Here is a 22,142-nt window from a genome sequence, read left to right on the forward strand (position 1 = left end):
AGGCTGCACCATGGCATTCGGCGTCAGGGGGGACGCCGCTGCCCGTCGGCGTGACGGGCCCCGCGGCGGAACGAAAGGCCGCAATCCATGCGAACTGAAGCCACGCGCCCCGGCGACTCCCTGGCCGCACTGAGCCCCGCCGAGTCGGCCCGGCTGATGGCGGTCATGCGGGACGCCGCGCTGAGCCGCGGCAGGCTCCCGTTACCCGCGCGCCCGGTGATCGGCCAGTCCTGGGACCGGATGCTGCGGCTGGGCCTGGACCCGGACCGCGGCCACGACCGGGGGCTGCTCAGCCTGGACGAACTGGAGCGGCGCAGGCAGGCGACCCGGCTGGCGGACGTGCTGCCCACACTGCACAGCGGGCTGCTGGAGGCGGCCGAGGCGGCAGGCCACATCATGATCATCGCGGATGCCGACGGCCGGGTGCTGTGGATCGACGGCCACCGCGGCATCCGTCGGCACGCGGAGGGAATCTCCCTCACCGAAGGGGCGCACTGGGCCGAGGAGACGGCCGGGACCAGCGGAATCGGCACCGCGCTCAAGGTCCGGGCGCCCGTGCGGGTGCATTCCGCCGAGCACTTCGTCCGCGCCTTCCACACCTGGAGCTGCGCCGCCGCGCCGGTGCGCGACCCCCGGGACGGGCAACTGCTCGGCGTCATCGACATCAGCGGCCCGGCTCCCACCGCCCACCCCACCGTGCTCTCCCTGGTCACGGCCACCGCCCGGTGGGCCGAGGGCGAACTGCGGCTGGCCCACAGCCGCGAGCTGGACGCGCTGCGCGCCCTCGCCGCCCCCGTCCTCGCCCGCATCCCGGGCAAGGCCGCCGTGGTGGACCGGCACGGCTGGGTCGCCGCCGTCACCGGCATCAGCCCGCAGGACCACCGGCTGCCGCTGCCGAAGGCGGCGCGGGAGGCGCCGTACGGGCCGGTCTGGCTGCCCTCGCTCGGCACCTGCACGGTGGAACCGCTGCCCGGCGGCCATCTGCTGCGGGTGCTCGACGGCGAGGACGGCGACCCGGCGGCGCCCGCCGGCTCCGGTCACCTGGTGCTGGACGTACGTCAGCGGCACCACTGGTCGCTGACCTTCTCGGGCCCCTCCGGCACCTGGACGCACGGACTCAGCGCCCGCCACGCCGAACTGCTGCTGGTGCTCGCCGCGCACCCCGAGGGGCGCACCGCGGCGCAGCTCGCCCACGACCTGTTCGGCGACCCGACCCGGACGGTCACCGTGCGGGCGGAGATGTCCCGGCTGCGCGGACGGCTCGGGGCGGTGCTCACGCACCGCCCCTACCGGTTCGCGGACCGGATCCGCGTCGAGGTGCGGAGGCCGGACCGCCGACAGGACCTCCTGCCGTTCAGCGCGGCCCCCGCGGTCACCCGGCTGCGCGCGGAGTCCTAGGGGGTGTCCGCACAGTCCCGTCGGGCCCGCGACGCCTGGCACGCACGCTCGCTGCGTTGTCGGGCGCGTCCAAGTAGGCCCACTACGAGGACGACCCTCCGCCTTGCGATCGCACGCTCCCCCAGCTACCGCTGGGAGGTGCCCCCTGACGCCGCGGGCTGATCCAACGCGACTGTGCGGACACCCCCTAGCGACGGCCCGCGATCTCCTCCGGGCTGAGCACCTCGGCGAGGCGTTCGGCGGGCAGCAGGCCCTTCTCCAGCACGAGTTCGGCGACGCCGCGCCCGGTGGCGAGGGCCTCCTTGGCGATGCTGGTGGCCGCGCTGTAGCCGATGTACGGGTTGAGGGCGGTGACCAGGCCGATGGAGTTCTCGACGGTGGCGCGCAGCTCGTCGGCGTTGGCGGTGATGCCCGCGACGCACCGGTCGGCGAGCACCAGGCAGGCGGCCCGCAGATGGGTGACGCTCTCCGAGAGGGAGTGCAGGATGATCGGCTCGAAGGCGTTCAGCTGGAGCTGTCCGGCCTCGGCGGCCATGGTGATGGCCACGTCGTTGCCGATCACCTCGAAGGCCACCTGGTTGACGACCTCGGGAATGACCGGGTTGACCTTGCCGGGCATGATGCTGGAACCCGCCTGCACCGGCGGCAGGTTGATCTCGTTCAGCCCCGCGCGCGGGCCCGAGGAGAGCAGCCGCAGGTCGTTGCAGCTCTTGGAGAGCTTGACCGCGATGCGCTTGAGGACACCGGACAGATGGACGAACGCCCCGCAGTCCTGGGTGGCCTCGACCAGGTTGGCGGCGGTGATCAGCGGCAGCCCGGTGATGTCCTCCAGGTGGCCGCGGGCGGCCTCGGCGTAGCCCTTGGGGGCGTTGAGGCCGGTGCCGATCGCGGTCGCGCCGAGGTTGATCTCGTGCACCAGGCCGGAGGCTTCCAGCAGGCGGCTCTGGTCCTCCTCCAGCATCACGGCGTACGCGGAGAACTCCTGACCGAGCGTCATGGGCACCGCGTCCTGGAGCTGGGTGCGGCCCATCTTCAGGATGTCGCCGAACTCCTCGGCCTTGGCGGCGAAGGCCAGGCGCAGCGCCTCCATGGCCACGTGCAGCTCACGGACGGCGATGATCGTGGCGACGTTGACGGCGGTCGGGTAGACGTCGTTGGTGGACTGGCTGAGGTTGACGTCCTCGTTGGGGTGGAGGATGCCGTACTCGCCCTTTTCGTGGCCCAGGATCTCCAGGGCACGGTTGGCGATGACCTCGTTGGCGTTCATGTTCGTCGAGGTCCCGGCGCCGCCCTGGATCACGTCCACGGTGAACTGGTCGTGCAGTTCCCCGCGGCGTATCTCCTGGCAGGCGGCGGCGATGGCGTCGGCCTTGACCGAGGAGAGCAGGCCCAGGTCCTCGTTCGCCCGGGCAGCCGCCTCCTTGACGGCCGCCAAGGCGCTGATGAGGTGCGGGTAGGCGGCGATGGGGGTGCCGGTGATGGGGAAGTTCTCGGAGGCGCGCAGGGTGTGGATGCCCCAGTACGCGTCGGCGGGTACGTCGCGATCGCCGAGCAGGTCGTGTTCGCGGCGGGAGCCGGAGTCAGCGGTCATGGCTGTGCGGGGTTCCTTGGGTGAGGGTGGGGCGGGCGGATCAGACGGCGGGCAGGGCGAGGGCATCGGTGGCACGCAGCGAGCCGACCGTGGTGCCGCCGCCGTGGACCGGGGCGGTGGCGAACTCGGCGAGGACGCCGGGGTCGATGCCGCAGTGGGCGAGGGCGGCCGCGGTGACCGGCATCCGGGCGCGGTCGGCCCCGTCTGCGATCTTGACGACGAGGGCTTGGCCGTCGGCCAGACCGACCAGCTGCACGCCCTCGAAGCCGTCCTTGGCGAGCAGTCCGGGGACCTTGCGCATCAGCCGGGCGACGTCCCGGTCGTCGCCGGACGCCATCTCGGGGTAGGTGCGCATGGCGTCCGCGACACGGCCCTCCGGGGTGTCCGGGGCGGCCGAGGCGATGGCGGCCGCGGCACGGGCCAGGCCGAGCGGGGAGACGGAGAACAGCGGCGCGCCGCAGCCGTCGACGGTCACCCGGGCGACGCGCTGTCCGGTCAGGTCCTCCACGGTCTCGGCGATCACCTGCTGGAGCGGGTGGGCCGGGTCGAGGTAGTCCTCCAGCGACCAGCCGCGCAGCTTCGCGGTGTACAGCATCGCGGCGTGCTTGCCGGAGCAGTTCTGGGCCAGCCGCGATGCCTGGCGGTCGGCCCGCAGCCACTGCTCGCGCATGGCGGAGCCGTACGGCAGGTCGGGGGTGTTGCGCAGCTCGTCCTCGGTGAGACCGGCCTCCTGGAGGATGCGCCGGGAACCGGCCAGGTGCTCGTCCTGGCCGGAGTGGCTGGCGGCGGTGAGCGAGAGCAGCGCGCCGTCCAGCGGCAGCCCGGCGCGGAGCAGGGCGACGGCCTGTACGGGCTTGAGCGCGGACCGCGGGTAGAACGCGGCGTCGATGTCACCGGCCTGGAACGCGACCTTGCCGTCGGCGCCCAGGACGACCGCCGACCCGTGGTGCACGCCCTCGATCACACCGGCACGTATGACATGGGCGAGCGGCACATGGCGGGGTTCGCGGATGACGGGGGGCTCGGCCGGGGTGTGGCGAGCGTCGTCGGTGTGCTGCCCGGTGGTGGTGTTCATGGTGGTGGTGATGCTCCGGTCGTCGGGGTGGTTCACGAGGGGGTTCATCCGCCTGGTTCGGGTCGGTGGCTGTCCTGGCCCGGCCGGTCTATCGCTCGGCCGCCGCCTCGTCGCGGACGGCGTTCACCCGGCCCCTGGTACAGAACCAGCCGATGACCAGCGCCAGGGCTATTCCGGGGAGCGCCATGACGGTGAGCCGGCTGGGTCCGCCGTCGGCCCACATCAGGACCATGACGGAGAAGAGGAAGCCGAGGGTGACGATTTCGGTGTACGGCGACCCGGGCAGCTGGTAGCCGGGCCGGGTGACCTGACCGGCCTTGGCGCGGCGCCAGAAGAGCAGATGGCAGAGCATGATGATCGCCCAGGTGGAGAGGATGCCGAGCGCCGCGAAGTTGAGCACGATCTCGAACGCCTTGCTGGGCACGACGTAGTTGAGGCCGACGCCCAGCACACAGATGCCTGAGGTGAGGAGGATGCCGCCGTAGGGCACCTGGGTGCGGCTCATCGCGCCGGTGAACTTGGGCGCGGAGCCCGCCATGGCCATCGAGCGCAGGATCCGGCCGGTGGAGTAGAGGCCGGAGTTGAGGCTGGACATCGCGGCGGTCAGCACGACGAGGTTCATCACGTCGCTGGCCGCGGGCACCCCGAGCTTGGAGAGCACGGTGACGAAGGGGCTCTGGTCGCCGGAGTAGGCGCCGGAGGGCATCAGCATGGAGAGCAGCACCACGGAGCCGACGTAGAAGACCGCGACGCGCCACATGATGGAGTTGATCGCCTTGGGCATGATCTTCTCCGGCTCCAGGGTCTCGCCCGCGGTGACGCCGACGAGTTCGACGGAGGCGTAGGCGAAGACGACGCCCTGGATGACCAGCAGCATGGGCAGCGCACCGTGCGGGAACAGGCCGCCGTGCTCGGTGATCAGGCTGGGGCCGGTGGTGTGGCCGTCCACGGGGTGGCGGCTGACCAGCAGGAAGATGCCGATCGCCATGAAGAGGACGAGCGCGCTGACCTTGATGATCGCGAACCAGAACTCCAGCTCACCGAAGATCTTCACGGAGATGAGGTTCACCGCCAGCACGACGGCGAGCGCGATCAGCGCGATCACCCACTGCGGGATGTCGCTGAACATTCCCCAGTAGTGGGTGTAGGTCGCGACGGCGGTGATGTCGGCGATGCCGGTGGTGGACCAGTTGAGGAAGTACATCCACCCGGCGACGTAGGCGCCCTTCTCGCCGAGGAACTCGCGGGCGTAGGAGACGAACGCGCCCGAGGACGGCCGGTGCAGCACCAGCTCGCCCAGGGCCCGCACCACGAGGAAGGCGAAGAGTCCGCAGACCGCGTACGCGAGGGCCAGCGAGGGCCCGGCGTCCTTCAGGCGCCCTCCGGCGCCCAGAAACAGCCCGGTGCCGATGGCACCGCCGATGGCGATCATGTTGACATGCCGGGCCTTGAGGGACTTGCTGTAGCCGGCATCACCGGCGTCGACATGCTGGGGCTGATCGGGCCCTTGGTCGTGGCTTTCTTCCTGCCGGAGGGACTGCTCGCTCACGCCTGCTGTCCGCCTTCCGTTGGTACGTATCACACGCCGTCCGCCGAAGCGGGGCGCACGATGGAGGTCAGGGTGGTCTCGACCCGATCGAGGTGGTGGGTCATCGCCGCCACCGCGTCGTGTTCGGACCCGTCGGCGAGCGCCTCGACGATCGCCCGGTGTTCTCGGTTGGACTGCTCCCGGCGACCGCCGAGTTCGTTGAGAAATGCCGACTGCCGTGCCAGGGCGTCGCGGATCTCCTCGATGACCCTGCGGAAGACCGGGTTCTGCGCCGCCTGGGCGACGGCGAGATGGAACGTGGTGTCCATCGCCACCCAGACGGTGGTGTCGGTCTCCCGCTCCATCCGGTCGAGCAGATGGGACAGGTGATCGAGGTCCTCGGCGGAACGGCGCAGGGCCGCGTACCCCGCGACGGGGATCTCGATGTGCCGCCGCACCTCCAGCAGGTCACTCGCGGCGTATTCGCCGAAGGTGGGGTCCTCCACCGGACCGCTGGAGATGACGAAGGTGCCCTTGCCGGTGCGCGAGGCGGTGAGCCCCATGGTCTGCAAGGCCCGCAGGGCCTCGCGGAGCACCGGTCGGCTCACCTCCAGCCGACGGCACAGCTCTGCCTCGGAGGGGAGTTTGTCCCCCACCGCGTAGTCGCCGCGCTCGATAGCGTCCCGGAGGTGGCCGAGTACCGCTTCCATGGCACTCACTCGGCGAGGAAACGATTCATCGCCTGTCTGGCTGTCTGACAAGTTCACCCGAGGATCCTGTGTCGTGCGCCAAAGCGTTGTCAAGACTTCTGATGCGGCGAATGATCCGGTCGCGGAGCGGAGGAAACCAGCCACCCAATGCCCGTTTCTTCCGTATATGGACTTTTCGTCGTCCGGGTCGGAGACTGCGACTGAGGGGGCGAAGGGACGGGGCGTGATGCGCGATGGCGACGGTACGGCGGACCGCACGCACTGCGACGAGGGCGCGGATCACCGCACTCGAGACCCATGACATCCGCTTCCCCACCTCACGCTGGCTCCATGGCTCGGACGCCACCCACCCCGACCCGGACTACTCGGCCGCGTACGTGATCGTCCGCACCGACGCCGGGGACGGCCTGGAAGGCCACGGCTTCTGCTTCACCATCGGCCGCGGCAACGAGGTCGAGGTCGCGGCGATCGACGCGCTGCGCCCGCGGCTGGTCGGCGCCGAACTGCCCGGCCTGCCCGCCGGGCTGGCCGACCTCTACCGCGCCTTCGCCGACGACGGGCAGCTGCGCTGGCTGGGCCCCGAGAAGGGCGTCACCCACATGGCCGTCGCGGCGGTGATGAACGCCCTGTGGGACCTCACCGCCAAGCGGGCGGGCAAACCGCTGTGGAAGCTGCTGTCCGACCTGGCCCCCGAGGAGCTGGTCGCGCTGGCCGACTTCCGCTACCTCACCGACGCGCTGACCCCCGACGACGCCCTGCGGATCCTGCGCCGCGCCGCGCCCGGCAAGGCCGGGCGCGAGGCCAGGCTGCGGGCCGAGGGCTACCCGGCGTACCTCACCTCCTGCGGCTGGCTCGGCTACGACGACGACCGGCTCGCCCGGACCGCGCGGGCCGCCGTCGCCGACGGCTTCACCCAGATCAAGCTGAAGGTCGGCGCCTCCCCGGGCGACGACATCCGGCGCTGCCGGATCGCGCGCGAGGCCATCGGCCCGGACATCCGGCTGGCGCTCGACGCCAATCAGCGCTGGGAGGTCGGCGAGGCGGTCGAGCGGACCCGCCTCCTGGCCCGGTTCGACCCGTACTGGATCGAGGAGCCCACCAGCCCGGACGAGATCATCGGGCTGGCCGCGATCCGTCGCGCCGTCGCACCCGTGAAGGTCGCGGCGGGTGAGCACACCGCCAACCGGGTCGTCTTCAAGCAGCTGCTGCAAGCGGGTGCGCTCGATGTGCTGCAGCTGGATGCCTGCCGGGTCGGCGGGGTCAACGAAAACCTCGCGATCCTGTTGCTGGCCGCCGAGTTCGGGGTTCCGGTGTGGCCGCACGCGGGTGGCGTCGGGCTGTCCGAACTGGTCCGGCACCTGGCCATGTTCGACTACGTCGCGGTCTCCGGGACCCGGCGGGAGCGGGCCATCGAGTACACCGCGCATTTGCATGAGCACTTCCTCGATCCGGCGTTCGTCACCGGCGGCCGCTACCGCGTCCCCACCGCCCCCGGCTTCAGCTCGGCCCTGCGGCCCGAGGCGCTGCGGGTGTACGCCTACCCGGGCGGGACGGCCTGGACCTAGGCGCGGCGCGGTCCCCCCTGCGGGGGGCTTGTCCCCTACCCGCCCCTTCCCACAACCGGGGCTCCGCCCCGGACCCCGGTCCTCAATCGCCGGACGGGCTGCAAAATGCAGCCCGTCCGGCGATTGAGGACACGCCCGAAGGGCGGGTGTGGGGGAAAAGGGGGCACTGCCGGGGGTAGCGGCGTGGCCGCGGTGGTCCGGGGGGTGGGCGGCCTTATGGTCGCCACAGCCGTCCGCGACCTGGAGCCGCACGATGCGCCACCGCCTCGCCACCGCCGCCGCGGTCCTCGTGCTGGTCTGTGGCCCGGCCGCCGCGGGCTGCTCCGAGGGGTCCGGCGGCGGGCGGCGGGTGGGCGTGGTGGTGCCGTTCCTCACCTCGCCGTTCTGGGAGGCGTACGACCACGACATCCCGCGGCAGGCCGCGAAGGCGGGCGTCCGGGTGCTGCCGACCGTGAACTCCAACAACGACGCGAGCCAGCAGGTCAGCGACATCCGCAATCTGCTCGCCCAGAACATCGGCGGGCTGGTCGTCTCCCCCATCGACTCGGCCGCCATCGTCACCGGGCTGAGGGCCGCACAGCGGCGGCACGTCCCGGTCGTGGCGGTCGATGTGGCGCCCGACCGGGGCAAGGTGGCGATCGTGGTGCGGGCCGACAACCGGGCGTACGGCGAGAAGGCGTGCCGGAGCCTCGGGCGGGCCGTACGGGGGCGCGGCAAGGTCGTACAGATCGAGGGCGATCTGGCGTCGGTCAACGGGCGCGACCGCACCACCGCGTTCAGCCAGTGCGTGCGGCGCCGCTATCCGCACATCAGGGTCCTCGACATCGCCGCCGGATGGCAGGCGGAGAAGGCGGCGGCCGGGCTGGAGGCGCTGTACAGCGCCAATCCGGACATCAAGGGCATCTATCTGCAGGCAGGCGGCGTGTATCTCGCGCCCACGCTGCGTACGCTGCAGCGCCATCACGCGCTGCGTCCCGCGGGCCGTCGCGGCCATATCGCGATCGTCTCCAACGACGGGATCCCGCAGGAGCTGGACGCGATCCGCAAGGGGTGGATCGACGCGACCGTCTCCCAGCCCACCGATCTGTACGCCCGGTACGCCATGGTCTACATCAAGCAGGCCATGGCCGGGAGGCCGTTCCGGAAGGGGCGGACCGGTCACGGCAGCCGCATCGTCGAAGTGCGCAAGGGCATCCTGGAGGATCAGCTTCCGGCCCCGCTGGTGACCCGGGCCAATGTGAACGACCCCGCGCTGTGGGGCAATCGCGGATGAACGGCGAGGGGCGGCCGCCGCTGTGCGAGGCGCGCGGGATCACCAAGCGGTACGGGCCGACCGTGGCCCTGCGGGAGGCGGGGATCACCGTACGGGCGGGCGAGACGCACGCCCTGGTCGGGCGCAACGGCGCGGGCAAGTCCACGCTGGTGGCCGTGGTCACCGGGCTGGCGCGGCCGGACGCGGGCACGGTGTGGTTCGAGGGGGAGCCCGCCCCCGCCGCCGCGGACCGGGCGGCCTGGGACCGCCGCGTGGCCTGCGTCTACCAGCAGTCCATGATCGTCAACGAGCTGACGGTGGCGGAGAACCTGTTCCTGGGCCATCAGCCCCTCCTCCCCCGCACCTCGGTGATCAGCTGGCGGCGGACCCGCCGCCGGGCCCGCGCGCTGCTGGACGCCTGGGGCGTACCGGTGCACGAGGGGGCGCGGGCCGGGGATCTGACCGTCGAGGACGCCAAGATGGTGGAGATCGCGCGGGCGCTCTCCCGGGGCACCCGCTTCGTCATCCTGGACGAGCCCACGGCGCAGCTCGACAGCCGGGCGACGGCGCGGCTGTTCGCGCACATGCGGCGGCTCCAGGGCTCCGGGGTCACGTTTCTGCACATCTCGCACCATCTGCGGGAGGTGTACGAGGTCTGCCAGGCCGTCACCGTCTTCCGGGACGCCCGCAGGATCGTCACCGCGCCCGTCGGCGAGCTGCCCACCCGGGCCCTGATCGAGGAGATGACCGGCGAACCGGCCGCCCCCGCCCGGCCCGGCGCACCGCCCCGGCCGGGCCCCGCCCGGCCGGTGGCGGTACGGGTCGAGCGGCTCAGCAGCGCGTACTTCCACGACGTCAGCCTCACCGTCGGGGCCGGTGAGGTGGTGGGGCTGGCCGGGCTCGCCGGTTCCGGCAGCCATCAGCTCGGCGAGGCGCTGGCCGGGCTGCACCGGCCGACCGCGGGCCGGATCGAGATCTTCGGCCGTCCGCTGCGGACCGGCAGCGTGACCGCGGCGCTCGCCGCCGGGGTCGGCTGTGTGCCGCGCGACCGGCGGGTGCAGGGGCTGATCCCGCAGCTGTCGGTGGCGGACAACATCACGCTGCCCCTCGGCGACCGGCTCGGCCCCCGGGGGCTGATCCGGCCGTCCGCCCGGGACGCGGTGGCCCGCCACGCCATCGAGCGGCTCGGCATCACCACCCGGGGCCCGGCCCAGCCGGTGACCGCGCTGTCCGGCGGCAACCAGCAGAAGGTCGTCATGGCCCGGGCGCTGGCCACGGATCCCCGGGTGCTGGTGCTGATCGACCCGACGGCGGGGGTGGACGTACGGTCCCAGCGCGATCTGCTGGAGACCGCGCTGCGGGCCCGGGCCGAGGGGCGCGCGGTGCTGATCGTCTCCGACCAGCTGGGGGATCTGCGGGCGTGCGACCGGGTGCTGGTGCTGGTGGGCGGCTCCGTCACCGTCACGCACCGGGCGGGCTGGACCGACCGGGAACTCGTCGCCTCGATCGAAGGGGTCGCCCTCGGCCATGAATGACCGCGCACATGAACCCCATGAATGACCTCGCCACGTCGCGGGCCGACCGCGCCCGGCGCCTCGTACCGGCCCGGATCCGCGATCTGGCGCTGCTGCCCGCGGTGGTGCTGCTGCTGGTCATCGGCGCGATCGGCAACCCCGACTTCCTCGACCGGGACAACCTGGTGAACATCCTGGGGGCGTCCTCGGCGCTCGGGCTGCTGGTGCTCGCCGAGGCGATGATCCTGATCAGCGGCAGGATGGATCTCTCGCTGGAGTCGATCGCGGGCCTGGCCCCGGCCCTCGGCTTCCTGGTCGTCATCCCCGCCTCCTCCTCCGGCTTCGGCACCGAGCTGCCCACCTGGGTGGGGCTGCTGCTCATCCCGCTGGCGGGCGCGGCGCTGGGGGCGGTCAACGGGGCGCTGATCGTGGGGCTCGGGCTCAACGGGTTCATCGTGACGCTGGCGATGAACATCGTGCTGCGCGGCGTGCTGATCGGCCTGGTCTCCGGAAAGACGCTGTTCAACGCGCCGGACGCGTTCTTCGTGCTCGGCTCGCGGGAGTGGCTGGGGGCGCCGGTCTCGGTGTGGGTGACCGCGCTGTGCTTCGCGCTGGCCGGGTTCGTGCTGCGCTACCACCGGCTCGGCCGCGCGGTGTACGCGATCGGAGGCAGCACCCCGGCCGCCCGGGCGGCGGGCATCCGTACCGCGCGGGTGGGCTGGACGGTGCTGGTGGTCGGCGGGGCGCTGGCGGGGCTGGCCGGGCTGGTCATCGCGGGGCGGGTCGGCGCGGTGGGCGCCAACCAGGGCAGTGGTCTGATCTTCACGGTGTTCGCGGCCGCGGTGATCGGCGGCATCAGTCTGCGCGGCGGCCGGGGGTCCCTGCTGGGCGCGCTGCTGGGCACCCTGTTGCTGGGCATGCTGGAGAACCTGCTCACCCTCGCCCAGGTGTCGTCCTTCTGGATCCAGGCGATCTACGGCGGGATCATCCTGCTCGCTCTGGTCGTCGCACGACTGACGACCGGGGAGGCCCAGGAGTCATAGTATTAAAGGAAATGTCTTGGCAGATGGGACGGGTGCGATGGCCATCCCCGAGGGAATCGCGCCGACCGAAGCGCATGTCCCCTTCGACATGGCCGATGCGGCGACGGCCCTGCTCGATGCCACGGGGACCATCGTCGGCTGGACCATGGCGGCGGAACGGCTGCTCGGCTATCCGGCGCCGGAGGTGCTGAAGCGGCCGGGCACGATGCTGCTGGCGGCGGAGGAGGACGCGGCGAAGGCCGTGTCCATCGCCGAACAGTGCGGTGAGCACGGCGGCTGGGGCGGGCTGCTGGAGGTGCGGCACCAGGACGGGCACCGGCTCGCGGTGGGCCTGCGGGTCTCCCCCGTCACCGGGCTGAGCGACCGCGCCTGCTGGCTGATCTCGGCGATCGACGTGGCGACGATCCCGACCTGGGCGGTCAGCGGATCGCTGCTCCAGGCGTTCCTGACCCGCTCCCCCATCGGCATGGCCGTGCTCAGCCCGGACCTGCGGTACGTATGGATGAACGACACCCTGGAGCGCTACGGCGGCGTCCCGCGCGACCAGCGGCTGGGCCGCCGGATGGCGGACTCGCTGCCGGGCCTGGACACCGCGGCGCTGGAGGGGAAGATGCACGAGGTGCTGGAGTCCGGCGTCCCGGTGATCGACTACGAGTACCGGGGCTGGACCATGGCCGAGCCGCACCACGAGCACGCGTACTCGACGTCCTTCTTCCGCCTCGACAACGCGGACGGCCACCCGGTCGGCGTCTGCTACATGGGCATCGACGTCACCGACCGCTGGCGCGCCCGGGAGCGGCTGGCCCTGCTCAGCGGGGCCAGCGAGCACATCGGCAGCACGCTGGACGTGATGCGGACAGCGCAGGAGCTGGCCGAGTTCGCGGTGCCCCGGCTAGCCGACTTCGTCACCGTCGACCTGCTGGACTCCGTACTGCGCGGCGAGGAGCCCTCGGCCCAGCGGACCCGGATCCTGCCCCCGTTCCGGCGGGCGGGCCAGGCGTCCATCCACGAGGGCTGTCCGGAGTCGATCGCCTCCCCCGGGGATGCGGTCGCCATCTCCCCGACGTCGCCGTTCGCGTGCAGCTTCCTGGAGGGGGAGGCGATCCTGGACCCGGAGCTGGACGCCTCGCTGGGCGCGTGGACCGGCGACGACCCGGCCCGGACGCGGAAGGTCCACGAGTTCGGGATGCGCTCCCTGATGGTGGTCCCGATCTGCGCGCGCGGCGCCATCCTGGGTGTGGCCTCGTTCGTCCGCACCCGGCATCCGGACCCCTTCGAGGGCGACGACCTGGTGCTTGCCGAGGAGCTGGTGACGCGCGCCGCGCTGTGCGTGGACAACGCCCGCCGCTACAGCCGCGAGCACACCGCGGCCCTCGCGCTCCAGCGCAGCCTGCTGCCGCACGCCCTCTCCGGCGGCCAGGCCCTCGACGTGGCCTCGCGCTATCTGCCCACCGACGCGCGCAACGGGGTCGGCGGCGACTGGTTCGACGTCATTCCGCTGTCCGGGGCCCGGGTGGCGCTGGTGGTCGGCGACGTGGTCGGGCACGGCATCACCGCGGCGGCCACCATGGGGCGGCTGCGCACCGCCGTGCACACCCTCGCCGACATGGATCTGCCGCCCGAGGAACTGCTGGCCCATCTGGACGACCTGGTCATCCGGCTCACCGAGGAGGAGTCCGCCCAGGAGGGGGTGGGCGCCGCGGTGCTGGGTGCCACGTGTCTGTACGCGGTGTACGACCCGGTCACCCGGCGCTGCACGATGGCCCGGGCCGGTCACCCCACGCCCGCGGTGGTGGACCCGGGCGGCGCGGTCTCCTATCCGCCGCTGCCCGCCGGTCCCCCGCTGGGGCTGGGCTCGCTGCCGTTCGAGTCGGCGGAGCTGGAGCTGCCCGCGGGCAGTCTGATCGCGCTGTTCACGGACGGCCTGATCGAGACCTGCGACCAGGACATCGACGTCGGGCTCGGCCGGCTGAGCAACGCCCTGGCCCAGCCCGGGCTGCCGCTGGAGGAGCTGTGCTCGACGGTCATCGACACCCTGCTGACCCGCCCGCCGTCGGACGACGTGGCACTGCTGCTGGCCCGTACCAACGCGCTGGGCGCGGGCCATGTCGTCTCCTGGGACCTGCCGTCCGATCCGGCCGTGGTCGCCAACGCCCGCTCGCTCGCCATCCACCAGCTCACCGAATGGGGCCTGGAGGAGCTGGTGATGACCACCGAGCTGATCGTCAGCGAACTGGTCACCAACGCCATACGGCACGGCACCGGCCCCATCCGGCTCCGGCTGATCCGGCATGACGTGCTGATCTGCGAGGTCTCGGACGCGAGCAACACCTCCCCGCGGCTGCGCCACGCCCGTACCACCGACGAGGGCGGCCGCGGCCTGTTCCTCGTCGCGCAGCTGACCCGCCGCTGGGGCACCCGCTACACCGAGGGCGGCAAGCTCATCTGGGCCGAACAAGACCTTCCGGATCAGGCATGAGGCACGCTCCGGCCCGTCCCCGCCCTACCCATGATCGGTTTCCTCCCGCACACTGGCCGTATGCCAACGGGAGGGGGGCATCCGGCGTGCGCGGAGGGGTCGGCGACGGGGATCGGCGGAGGCGGCGGCTCGCTTCCCGGTGGGTGCGCGGCGGCGCCGCGGTGTGCGCGGGGGCGCTGCCCGCGCTGGCGTTTCCCGCGCCGTCGCTGTGGTGGTTCGCGTACGCCGCCCTGGTGCCCTGGCTGCTGCTGATCCGCTCGGCGCCCACCCTCCGGCGGGCGGCGTACGACGGCTGGCTGGGCGGGACCGGGTTCCTGCTCGCGGCGCATCACTGGCTGATGCCGAGCCTCCATGTGTTCATCGTGCTGCTGGCGCTGCTGCTGGGGCTGCTGTGGGTGCCGTTCGGCGCGCTGACGCACCGGCTGCTGCAGGGCCGCCCCGGACCCGGCCGGGCGGGCGCCGCGCTGGTGCTGCTGCCGTCGGCGTGGCTGCTGGCCGAGCTCGTACGGTCCTGGCAGTACCTCGGCGGGCCCTGGGCACTGCTGGGGGCGAGCCAGTGGCAGGTGCCCGCCGCGCTGCGGCTGGCGTCGGTGGGCGGGGTGTGGCTGGTCGGCTTCCTGCTGGTCCTGGTGAACGTCGCGCTCACCATGCTGATCACGCTCCCCCGGGCCCGTATCGTCGCGGTGGCCGGGCTCACCGCCTGCGGAGCCGCGGCGGCCGGGGTGTGGGCGTGGGCGCCGGTGCCGCAGGAGACCGGGACCGCGCGGATCGCGGTGGTGCAGCCCGGGGTGATCAAGGGACCGGGGCCGCGGCTGGAGCGCAGCGTCGAGCTGACCCGGCAGCTGGCCGCCCGCCATCCCGACCTCGTGGTGTGGGGCGAGAGCAGCGTCGGCACGGATCTCGGCGACCGGCCGGCGCTGGCGAAGCGGCTGGGCGCGCTGTCCCGTTCGGTGGGTGCGGACCTGCTGGTCAACGTGGACGCGCGGCGCAGCGACCAGCCGGGGATCTACAAGAGTTCGGTGCTGATCGGGCCGAACGGTCCGACCGGCGACCGCTACGACAAGATGCGGCTGGTGCCGTTCGGCGAGTACATCCCGGCCCGGCCGCTGCTGGGCTGGGCCACCTCGGTGGGCAAGGCGGCCGGTGAGGACCGGCACCGCGGCACGAAGCAAGTGGTGATGCGGCTGCCGGGCGGCCTGCGGATCGGGCCGGAGGTCTGCTTCGAGTCGGCGTTCCCGGACATGAGCCGCAATCTGGCGCGGCACGGGGCGCAGGTGCTCGTCGTCCAGTCGTCGACCTCGACGTTCCAGCAGAGCTGGGCGCCCGAGCAGCACGCCACGCTGGCCGCGCTGCGCGCCGCGGAGACCGGGCGGCCGATGGTGCACGCGACGCTGACCGGGGTGAGCGCGGTCTTCGGTCCGCGGGGCGAGCCGGTGGGCGAGCGGCTGGGTACGGACGCCAGCACGGCGGCGGTCTACTCGGTGCCGCTGGCGAAGGGCATCAGCCCGTACGTGCGGACCGGGCCGCTGACGGTGTACGGGGCGCTGGCGGCGCTCGCCGTGTACGGCGTGGTGGAAGGGGCGCGGATGGTCAGGCCGCGCTCGGGTTCCCGAACCCCTCCGCGTCCCTGATCACCCGCTCGCACAGCTCATGGGTGCGCAGCGCGTCCTCGGCGCCGAGCCGCCTGCCGGTGCGCACGGCGTCGAGGAAGGCGTCGGTGATCTGCTCGATGCCGCGCTGCCGGGCGACCGGCACCCAGTCGCCGCGGCGGCGCACGCTCGGCTGCCCCTTGTGGTCCACGACCTCGGCGAGGTTCGTCACCTGCCGCTTGGTGTCCTGGCCGGAGACCTCAAGGATCTCCTCGGCGGAGCCGCTCATCCGGTTCATCACGCCGAGCGCGGTGAACCCGTCGCCGGACAGCTGGAGGACGACGTGGTGCAGCAGCCCGTCGCGGATCCTGGTCCGCACGTCGATGTGGTCGACCGGGCCGGGGACGAGGAAGCGCAGGGTGTCGACGACATGGATGAAGTCGTCCAGGACGAGGGTGCGCGGGTTCTCCGGGAGGCCGACGCGGTTCTTCTGCATCAGGATCAGATCGCGCGGATGGTCCAGACACTGCGCGTACCCGGGGGCGTAGCGCCGGTTGAAGCCGACCATCAGGCCGACGCCGCGGTCCTCGGCCAGCCGCACCAGCCGCTCGCTCTCCCCGAGTTCGTACGCGAGCGGCTTGTCGACGTAGGTGGGCACCCCGGCGTCGAGGAGCCGGGTGACGAGCCCGGCGTGCTCGGCGGTCGGAGCGTGCACGAACGCGGCGTCCAGATCCGCCGCGAGCAGCGAGTCGAGGGTGGTGTGGCGCTGGTCCCGCGGCACCCGGTGGATGTCGGCGACCCGCTGGAGGGTGGCGGGGGTGCGGGTGTGCAGATGCGGTTCCAGCCCGGGCCGCGCCATGAGCACGGGCAGATAGGCCTTCTGCGCGATGTCGCCGAGCCCGATGCAGCCGACCCTCACGATGCCTCCTGGTGTTCCCCGTCCGGCGGTGTCCGGCAGCCGCGTCCACCCTACTCAGGACGGCTGTCGGGGTGCCGGGGCCGGGGTGCCGGGCGGGCTCCAGTCGGCTATGCCGTCGAAGCCGCGCAGCAGCAGACCTGGGGCGAGGCGGGTGGCGGCCGCGACGGCGGTGTTGCGGAGGGCCGCCCCGGGGGCGCTGACCAGGGAGATCGCGCGGGCGGCGCGCGCGGAGCGGCGTACGACGTCCATGGTGCGCGGCAGCCGGTCGCGGGTGTACGCGGCGAGCGCGTCCGTGAACGGGTCGGCGGGCGGGGACACGTGATGGGCGAGGACGACGGCGTCCTCGATGGCCTGGTTGCCGCCCTGCCCCAGGGTGGGGGCCATGGCGTGGGCCGCGTCGCCGAGGAGGGCGGTCCGGCCCCGGTGGTAGGCGGGCAGCGGTTCGGTCATGGCCAGGACGTCATGGCGCAGGACGGCGCCCGGCGCGGTGGCCGCGAGGATGTCGGGGACCGGCCGGTGCCAGTCGCCGAAGAGCCGGAGCAGTTCGGCCTTCTCGTCGTCGGGGGCGCGGCCGTCGGGCGGGGTGAAGGCCGCCGCGTACGCGTAGACCCGGCCGTCCCGCAGCGGCTGGCTGCCCCAGAGCCGCCCGCGGCCCCAGGTCTCATGGGGTGCGAAGGGGCGCTCGGGGGCGGGGACGACGACGCGCCAGGTGGTGAATCCGGCGTAGCGGGGCCCGGGGTGGCCGGGGAAGAGCGCGCGGCGGACCGCCGAATGGACGCCGTCGGCGCCGACCACGAGATCGGCCTCGTACTCCCCCTCCGCCGTGGCCACGCGGGCCGGGCGGCGGGCGTCGCCGGGGTCGGTCAGCTCGGCGGCGGCCCCGGTGCGTACGCGTCCCTCAGGCAGCCGGGAGGCGAGCAGGCCGACGAGGGTGGCGCGGTGGAGCAGGACCACCGGGCCGCCGAACCGCTCGGCCGCCGCCGCGCTGTCCATCCGGGCCAGCCATCGCCCGCCGGGGGCGCGCAGCCCGCCGCCGCCCTGCCAGGCGGCCAGTGCGCGGACGTCGTCGCCGAGGCCGAGGGTGTCGAGGGCGCGCTGCGCGTTGGGTGCCAGCGCGATCCCGGCGCCCACGGGGTCGAGGCCGGCGGCGCGCTCCAGGACGGTGACGGACCAGCCGCGGCGGTGCAGGGCCGCGGCGGCGGTGAGCCCGCCGACTCCGGCTCCGATGACGACGGCACGGGGCTGTTCCATGGGCCCTCCCAGGGTCACTACAGGTGTAGTAACCGCCACGCTACTACACCTGTAGTGAGGGCGGTAGGTTGGCCGTATGACCGCTGATCACACCCCCGCCCGAGAGCGTCGCGCCGAGCTGATCGCCGACACCGCCCTCGCCCTGCTGGCCGGGCGCGGCATGCGCGGGCTGACGCACCGCGCGGTGGACGAGGCGGCCGGACTCCCGCCCGGCTCGACGTCGAACCACGCCCGCACCCGCGCCGCCCTGCTCAAGGCGGCCGTCCGGCGGCTGGCCGAGCGGGAGGCGCAGGTGCTGCGGCCCGGCGAGATGCCCCACCCGGGCGGCGGTCCCGGCGGGCTCGGCGACCCCGGCGCCGATCCGGTTCCCCCACTGGCCGACGCGCTCGCCCTCGCGCTGCACCGCTCGCTCACGCAGGCGCGCGATCTGCTGATCGCGCGGTACGAACTGGCGCTGGAGGCGACGCGCCGCCCCGAACTGCGGGAGTTCTACGACGCGACGGGGCGCGGCTTCCGCGAACCGCTGGAGGCCCTGATGACCGCCGTGGGATCCGGCGAACCGCGGCGGCACGCCCAGTCGCTGGTCGCCTGGTGCGAAGGGCAGATGTTCAGCTGCGCGGCCGGGGCGGACCATGCCGCGGTGCCCGAACACGCCGCGCTGCGCGCCGGGTTCGAGGAGCTGCTGCGCGGCATGCTGGGCCGATAATCCGTGGCGTGGCGGTGAACCGGTCGTCATGATGCTCGGCATGACGACTGCCGAACGCCACGACGCACCCCGCACCGCCGACGAACGCACCAGCCTGGAAGGGTGGCTGGACTTCCACCGCGAGACCCTGGCCCTCAAGTGCGAGGGACTGGACGACAAGCAGCTGCGCGAGGCGTCCGCGCCGCCGTCCGGGCTCACCCTGCTCGGGCTCGTACGGCACATGGCCGAGGTCGAGCGCAGCTGGTTCCGGCGGGTGCTGGACGGTCAGGACGCGCCGCCCATCTGGTACAGCGACGAGGATCCGGACGGCGATTTCCGGGTCACCGAGGCGGACACCGGCGAGGCCGCCTTCGCGCTGTGGCGGGGCGAGATCGCCGAGGCCCGCGCGGCCGCCGCGGGCCATTCCCTGGACGACGTCGTCACCCGCCGCGACGGCCGCGGGGACTACAACCTGCGCTGGATCTACCTCCACATGATCGAGGAGTACGCCCGCCACAACGGCCACGCCGACCTCATCCGCGAGCGCGTCGACGGCGTCACGGGCGACTAGAGTCCGCGGAGATTCAGCGAGATTCAGGGAGATTCAGGGGGCGAGCCGCTGCGCCAGCCGGGCGATCCCGGCCCGCACCCGGTCCCCGTACGGATCGTCGCCCAGCGTGCCCGCGCTCTCCCGGGCCAGCGCCAGCTGGCTGCGCGCCGCCGCCTCCTGGCCGAGCTTGGCGTAGTCGACGGCCAGGTTGAGGTGCAGGGCCGGATAGAAGGCGCGCAGCCGGGGGGCCGCGGTGCGGGCGCCGGGCCGGTCGGCCGCGGCCAGGGCCAGCAGATCCCACAGCAGCTCATCGGCCGGATCGTCCTGGGTGTCGGCGAGATAGTGGGCGAGGGCGCAGCGGTGGAACGGGTCGCCGTCGCCGTCGATCTCCCCCCACAGCGCGGCCAGCCGGTTGCGCGCCTCCTCCCGGTCACCGCCCCGGTGCAGCATGACCGCCTGCCCGATCCGGGTCAGCACGGCGTCGTCCTCCGGCGCCTCCCGCCGTACGTCGCCCATCCGGTCCTCCCGCCTGCGCACCGCCGGTTCACACCGCCGCCTGGGGCCGACGCTAGCCGGGGAGCCGGACAACCCCCGTCAGGCGGGCCCATCGGGTCAGTCCGGCGGCCCGTACCGCTCGGCCAGTTCGGTGACGGCGCGGGCGACGGCCGCCCGCAGCTCGGGGGGTTTGAGCACCTCGGCGTCGGTGCCCAGCCGCAGCATGTCGTCGACCGCGACGGGCAGCGACTCCACGGGCAGCACCACCCGCACCCGCCCCCGGTCGTCGGGCGGGCCCGCCCCGGCGGCCGCCACCGCGCCGACCGCGCCGAACTTCATCGGCAGCAGCGCGAGACCCCGCCCGGTCAGCAGCAGTTCGGCCTCGCCCCGGAAGCGCGCGGCCTCCATGGCGCGCGCCGACTCCTGCCAGTAGGCGGCGAGATCGAACCCGGCGGGCCGCTCGAAGACGTCCGCGAGCACCTCGGCGGACAGGATCCGCGCCACCCGGTAGCTGCGGATGGTGTCCTCCGCCCTGGCCACGAGGTACCAGATGCCGCCCTTGAGGACGAGCCCGAGGGCGTGCAGATCGCGGTGCACCTCGCCGCGCCAGCGCCGGTAGTGCACCCGCAGCACCCGGCACCGCCAGGCGGCCTCGGCCGCCGCCGCGAGGTGGGGCACCGGCTCGGCGTCCCGGAACCAGCCGGGCGCGTCGAGGTGGAAGCGCTCCTGGATGCGGCGGGACCGCTCGTCCAGCTCGGGCGGCAGCGCGGCCCGCAGCTTGAGCTGGGCGGTGGTGAGGTCCGCGCCGAGGCCCAGTTCGGCGGCCGGGCCGGGCATCCCGGCGAGGAAGAGCGAGTCGGCCTCGTCGCCGGTGAGCCCGGTCAGCCGGGTGCGGTAGCCGTCCAGCAGCCGGTAGCCACCGGCCGGGCCGCGGTCGGCGTACACCGGCACGCCGGACGCGCTCAGCGCGTCGACGTCGCGGTAGACGGTACGGACCGACACCTCCAGCTCCGCGGCGATCTCCGGCGCGGTCATCCGGCCCCGGTTCTGCAGCAGAAGGAGCAGGGAGAGCAGGCGGTCGGCACGCATGCGGTCCATTGTGCGCCCGTACCTGACAGAAGGTGTCAGGTACGGCGGGCAGAGTCCTTCCCACCAGCACGGCCTGATCGAAAGCACGGCCCGATCGAAAGGACCCGCCATGACCACGCACGCCACCGGTACCTTCACCTTCGCCGACTGGCAGGAGAAGCCGGTCGGGGAGGCCGCGGGCGGGGCGAAGCTCGCCCACGCCACCGTGACCAACGGCTACTCGGGCGCGATCGAGGCGTCCCCCACCGCCTGTCAGTACGCCATCGTCTACCTCGCCGACAAGACCGGTGGCTTCTCGGGCCATGAGCTGGTGGACGGGCGGCTCGACGGCCGCCGGGGCAGCTTCGTCCTCGCCCAGCACGGCACCTTCGGCGCGGACGGAACCGTGACGTGCGCCTTCGAGGTGGTGCCGGGCTCGGGCACCGGCGAGCTGGCGGGGCTCACCGGTGCGGGCTCCTTCACCGCCCCGCAGGGCGCCCGGGCCGTCTCCTACGCCTTCGACTACGACGTGGCCTGAGCCGCTACGACGTGGCCCGAGCCGCCGCGAGGTCGGGGATCCGCCAGTCGATCGGCGTGTGCCCCTGGGCCTTCACCGCCTCGTCGATCTGGGTGAAGGGGCGCGATCCGAAGAACTTCTTCGCCGACAGCGGCGAGGGGTGCGCCCCCTTCACCACCGCGTGCCGCTCCTCGTCGATCAGCGGCAGCTTCTTCTGGGCGTAATTCCCCCACAGGACGAAGACGGCCGGGTCGGGGCGGCCCGCGACCGCGCGGATCACCGCGTCGGTGAACTTCTCCCACCCCTTGCTCTTGTGGGAGTTGGCCTCGCCGCCCCGGACCGTCAGCACCGCGTTGAGCAGCAGCACGCCCTGCCGGGCCCACGGCATCAGATAGCCGTTGTCCGGGACGGGGTGGCCCAGCTCCTCCTTCATCTCCTTGTAGATGTTCCGCAGCGACGGCGGGGTCTTGACGCCCGGCCGCACCGAGAAGCACAGCCCGTGCCCCTGGCCCTCGCCGTGGTACGGGTCCTGCCCGAGGATCAGCACCTTCACCTGGTCGTACGGCGTGGCCTCCAGGGCGGCGAAGACCTCGTCACGCGGCGGGTGGACCGGCCCCTTGGCCCGCTCCTCCTCCACGAACTCGGTGAGTTCCTTGAAGTAGGGCTTCTCCAGCTCCTCGCCGAGGACGCCGCGCCAGGACTCGGGCAGCTCGTAGGGCACGTCAACAACCTCCGGTCGTGTTCCGTTTACGGGCACGAACCTACCGGCGGCCACCGACAACGCCGCACGCGGCGTGGGGAGAACGGGCGCGGGGGAGGGGCAATTCTCCCGTGCTTGGGGGGCCCCCGCACCCCGAGACACCGCGTGGGTGGGGGGTCCCCTACCCACCCACTGTGGGGGAAACAACCCCCT

At 73.1% G+C, this 22,142-nt stretch carries 19 protein-coding genes; 10 read left to right on the forward strand and 9 right to left on the reverse strand.

Translation table 11 applies throughout. From position 1 onward, the window contains the following. The first annotated feature begins 87 nt into the window (after positions 1-87). Entirely contained in the window at positions 88-1,398 is a 1,311-nt protein-coding gene (locus ACZ59A_RS33050; RefSeq protein WP_470966378.1) for a GAF domain-containing protein, read from the forward strand. A 187-nt stretch (positions 1,399-1,585) separates the two neighbouring features. Here ACZ59A_RS33050 and aspA read toward each other — a convergent pair whose 3' ends face one another. The 4 genes from aspA to ACZ59A_RS33070 all read right to left on the reverse strand — a co-directional run bounded on the left by aspA (position 1,586) and on the right by ACZ59A_RS33070 (position 6,359). Then, positions 1,586-2,989 carry an aspartate ammonia-lyase gene (gene aspA / locus ACZ59A_RS33055; RefSeq protein ID WP_470966380.1) on the reverse strand — a complete coding sequence of 468 codons (1,404 nt, stop codon included), beginning with the start codon at positions 2,987-2,989 and terminating at the stop codon, positions 1,586-1,588. A 40-nt stretch (positions 2,990-3,029) separates the two neighbouring features. After that, positions 3,030-4,064, reverse strand: coding sequence for an asparaginase (locus ACZ59A_RS33060; RefSeq protein ID WP_470966547.1), 1,035 nt, complete (start codon positions 4,062-4,064; stop codon positions 3,030-3,032). A gap of 88 nt (positions 4,065-4,152) precedes the next feature. Then, positions 4,153-5,613, reverse strand: coding sequence for an amino acid permease (locus ACZ59A_RS33065; RefSeq protein ID WP_470966382.1), 1,461 nt, complete (start codon positions 5,611-5,613; stop codon positions 4,153-4,155). Positions 5,614-5,642: 29 nt separating this feature from the next. After that, positions 5,643-6,359, reverse strand: coding sequence for a FadR/GntR family transcriptional regulator (locus tag ACZ59A_RS33070; RefSeq protein ID WP_468044777.1), 717 nt, complete (start codon positions 6,357-6,359; stop codon positions 5,643-5,645). Positions 6,360-6,535: 176 nt separating this feature from the next. Between ACZ59A_RS33070 and ACZ59A_RS33075 the strand changes: the two genes are divergently transcribed. The 6 genes from ACZ59A_RS33075 (at position 6,536) to lnt (ending at position 15,786) form a co-directional block, all read left to right on the forward strand. Further along, positions 6,536-7,867 (forward strand): enolase C-terminal domain-like protein, encoded by a 1,332-nt coding sequence (locus ACZ59A_RS33075; RefSeq protein WP_470966385.1) that lies wholly within the window; start codon positions 6,536-6,538, stop codon positions 7,865-7,867. 253 nt (positions 7,868-8,120) lie between these two features. Next, positions 8,121-9,140 carry a sugar ABC transporter substrate-binding protein gene (locus tag ACZ59A_RS33080; RefSeq protein WP_470966387.1) on the forward strand — a complete coding sequence of 340 codons (1,020 nt, stop codon included), beginning with the start codon at positions 8,121-8,123 and terminating at the stop codon, positions 9,138-9,140. Then, positions 9,137-10,654: a sugar ABC transporter ATP-binding protein gene (locus tag ACZ59A_RS33085; RefSeq protein WP_470966390.1), complete on the forward strand. Its 1,518-nt coding sequence runs from the start codon at positions 9,137-9,139 to the stop codon at positions 10,652-10,654. The genes ACZ59A_RS33080 and ACZ59A_RS33085 overlap by 4 nt, the downstream gene beginning before the upstream one ends. A 17-nt stretch (positions 10,655-10,671) precedes the next feature. Beyond that, positions 10,672-11,676: an ABC transporter permease gene (locus tag ACZ59A_RS33090; RefSeq protein WP_470966549.1), complete on the forward strand. Its 1,005-nt coding sequence runs from the start codon at positions 10,672-10,674 to the stop codon at positions 11,674-11,676. 37 nt (positions 11,677-11,713) lie between these two features. Then, the gene (locus ACZ59A_RS33095) at positions 11,714-14,155 is read left to right on the forward strand and encodes a SpoIIE family protein phosphatase (protein ID WP_470966551.1); all 2,442 of its coding nucleotides are present in this window, start codon (positions 11,714-11,716) and stop codon (positions 14,153-14,155) included. 86 nt (positions 14,156-14,241) lie between these two features. Beyond that, positions 14,242-15,786 carry an apolipoprotein N-acyltransferase gene (gene lnt / locus ACZ59A_RS33100; RefSeq protein WP_470966392.1) on the forward strand — a complete coding sequence of 515 codons (1,545 nt, stop codon included), beginning with the start codon at positions 14,242-14,244 and terminating at the stop codon, positions 15,784-15,786. Here lnt and ACZ59A_RS33105 read toward each other — a convergent pair. Beyond that, entirely contained in the window at positions 15,746-16,663 is a 918-nt protein-coding gene (locus tag ACZ59A_RS33105; RefSeq protein ID WP_470966394.1) for a Gfo/Idh/MocA family protein, read from the reverse strand. The genes lnt and ACZ59A_RS33105 overlap by 41 nt on opposite strands. A gap of 54 nt (positions 16,664-16,717) precedes the next feature. Continuing rightward, positions 16,718-17,914, reverse strand: coding sequence for an FAD-dependent monooxygenase (locus tag ACZ59A_RS33110; RefSeq protein ID WP_470966397.1), 1,197 nt, complete (start codon positions 17,912-17,914; stop codon positions 16,718-16,720). Positions 17,915-17,990: 76 nt separating this feature from the next. Between ACZ59A_RS33110 and ACZ59A_RS33115 the strand changes: the two genes are divergently transcribed. Beyond that, on the forward strand, positions 17,991-18,620 hold the full coding sequence (locus ACZ59A_RS33115) for a TetR/AcrR family transcriptional regulator (RefSeq protein WP_470966399.1): 630 nt from the start codon (positions 17,991-17,993) through the stop codon (positions 18,618-18,620). A 40-nt stretch (positions 18,621-18,660) separates the two neighbouring features. Beyond that, positions 18,661-19,170 (forward strand): DinB family protein, encoded by a 510-nt coding sequence (locus ACZ59A_RS33120; RefSeq protein WP_470966402.1) that lies wholly within the window; start codon positions 18,661-18,663, stop codon positions 19,168-19,170. Between the two features lie 33 nt (positions 19,171-19,203). Here the strand turns inward: ACZ59A_RS33120 and ACZ59A_RS33125 are convergent, their stop codons facing one another. Then, complete coding sequence (locus tag ACZ59A_RS33125; protein ID WP_470966404.1) at positions 19,204-19,665, reverse strand: hypothetical protein; 462 nt, start codon at positions 19,663-19,665, stop codon at positions 19,204-19,206. Between the two features lie 96 nt (positions 19,666-19,761). Further along, complete coding sequence (locus tag ACZ59A_RS33130) at positions 19,762-20,733, reverse strand: helix-turn-helix transcriptional regulator (protein WP_470966406.1); 972 nt, start codon at positions 20,731-20,733, stop codon at positions 19,762-19,764. 109 nt (positions 20,734-20,842) lie between these two features. Here ACZ59A_RS33130 and ACZ59A_RS33135 point away from each other — a divergent pair, with 109 nt between their 5' ends. After that, complete coding sequence (locus tag ACZ59A_RS33135; protein ID WP_470966409.1) at positions 20,843-21,250, forward strand: DUF3224 domain-containing protein; 408 nt, start codon at positions 20,843-20,845, stop codon at positions 21,248-21,250. 4 nt (positions 21,251-21,254) lie between these two features. Here ACZ59A_RS33135 and ACZ59A_RS33140 read toward each other — a convergent pair whose 3' ends face one another. After that, entirely contained in the window at positions 21,255-21,950 is a 696-nt protein-coding gene (locus ACZ59A_RS33140) for a uracil-DNA glycosylase (RefSeq protein WP_470966412.1), read from the reverse strand. Positions 21,951-22,142: the final 192 nt, after the last annotated feature.

The organism is Streptomyces sp. NPDC040405, assembly GCF_055595765.1.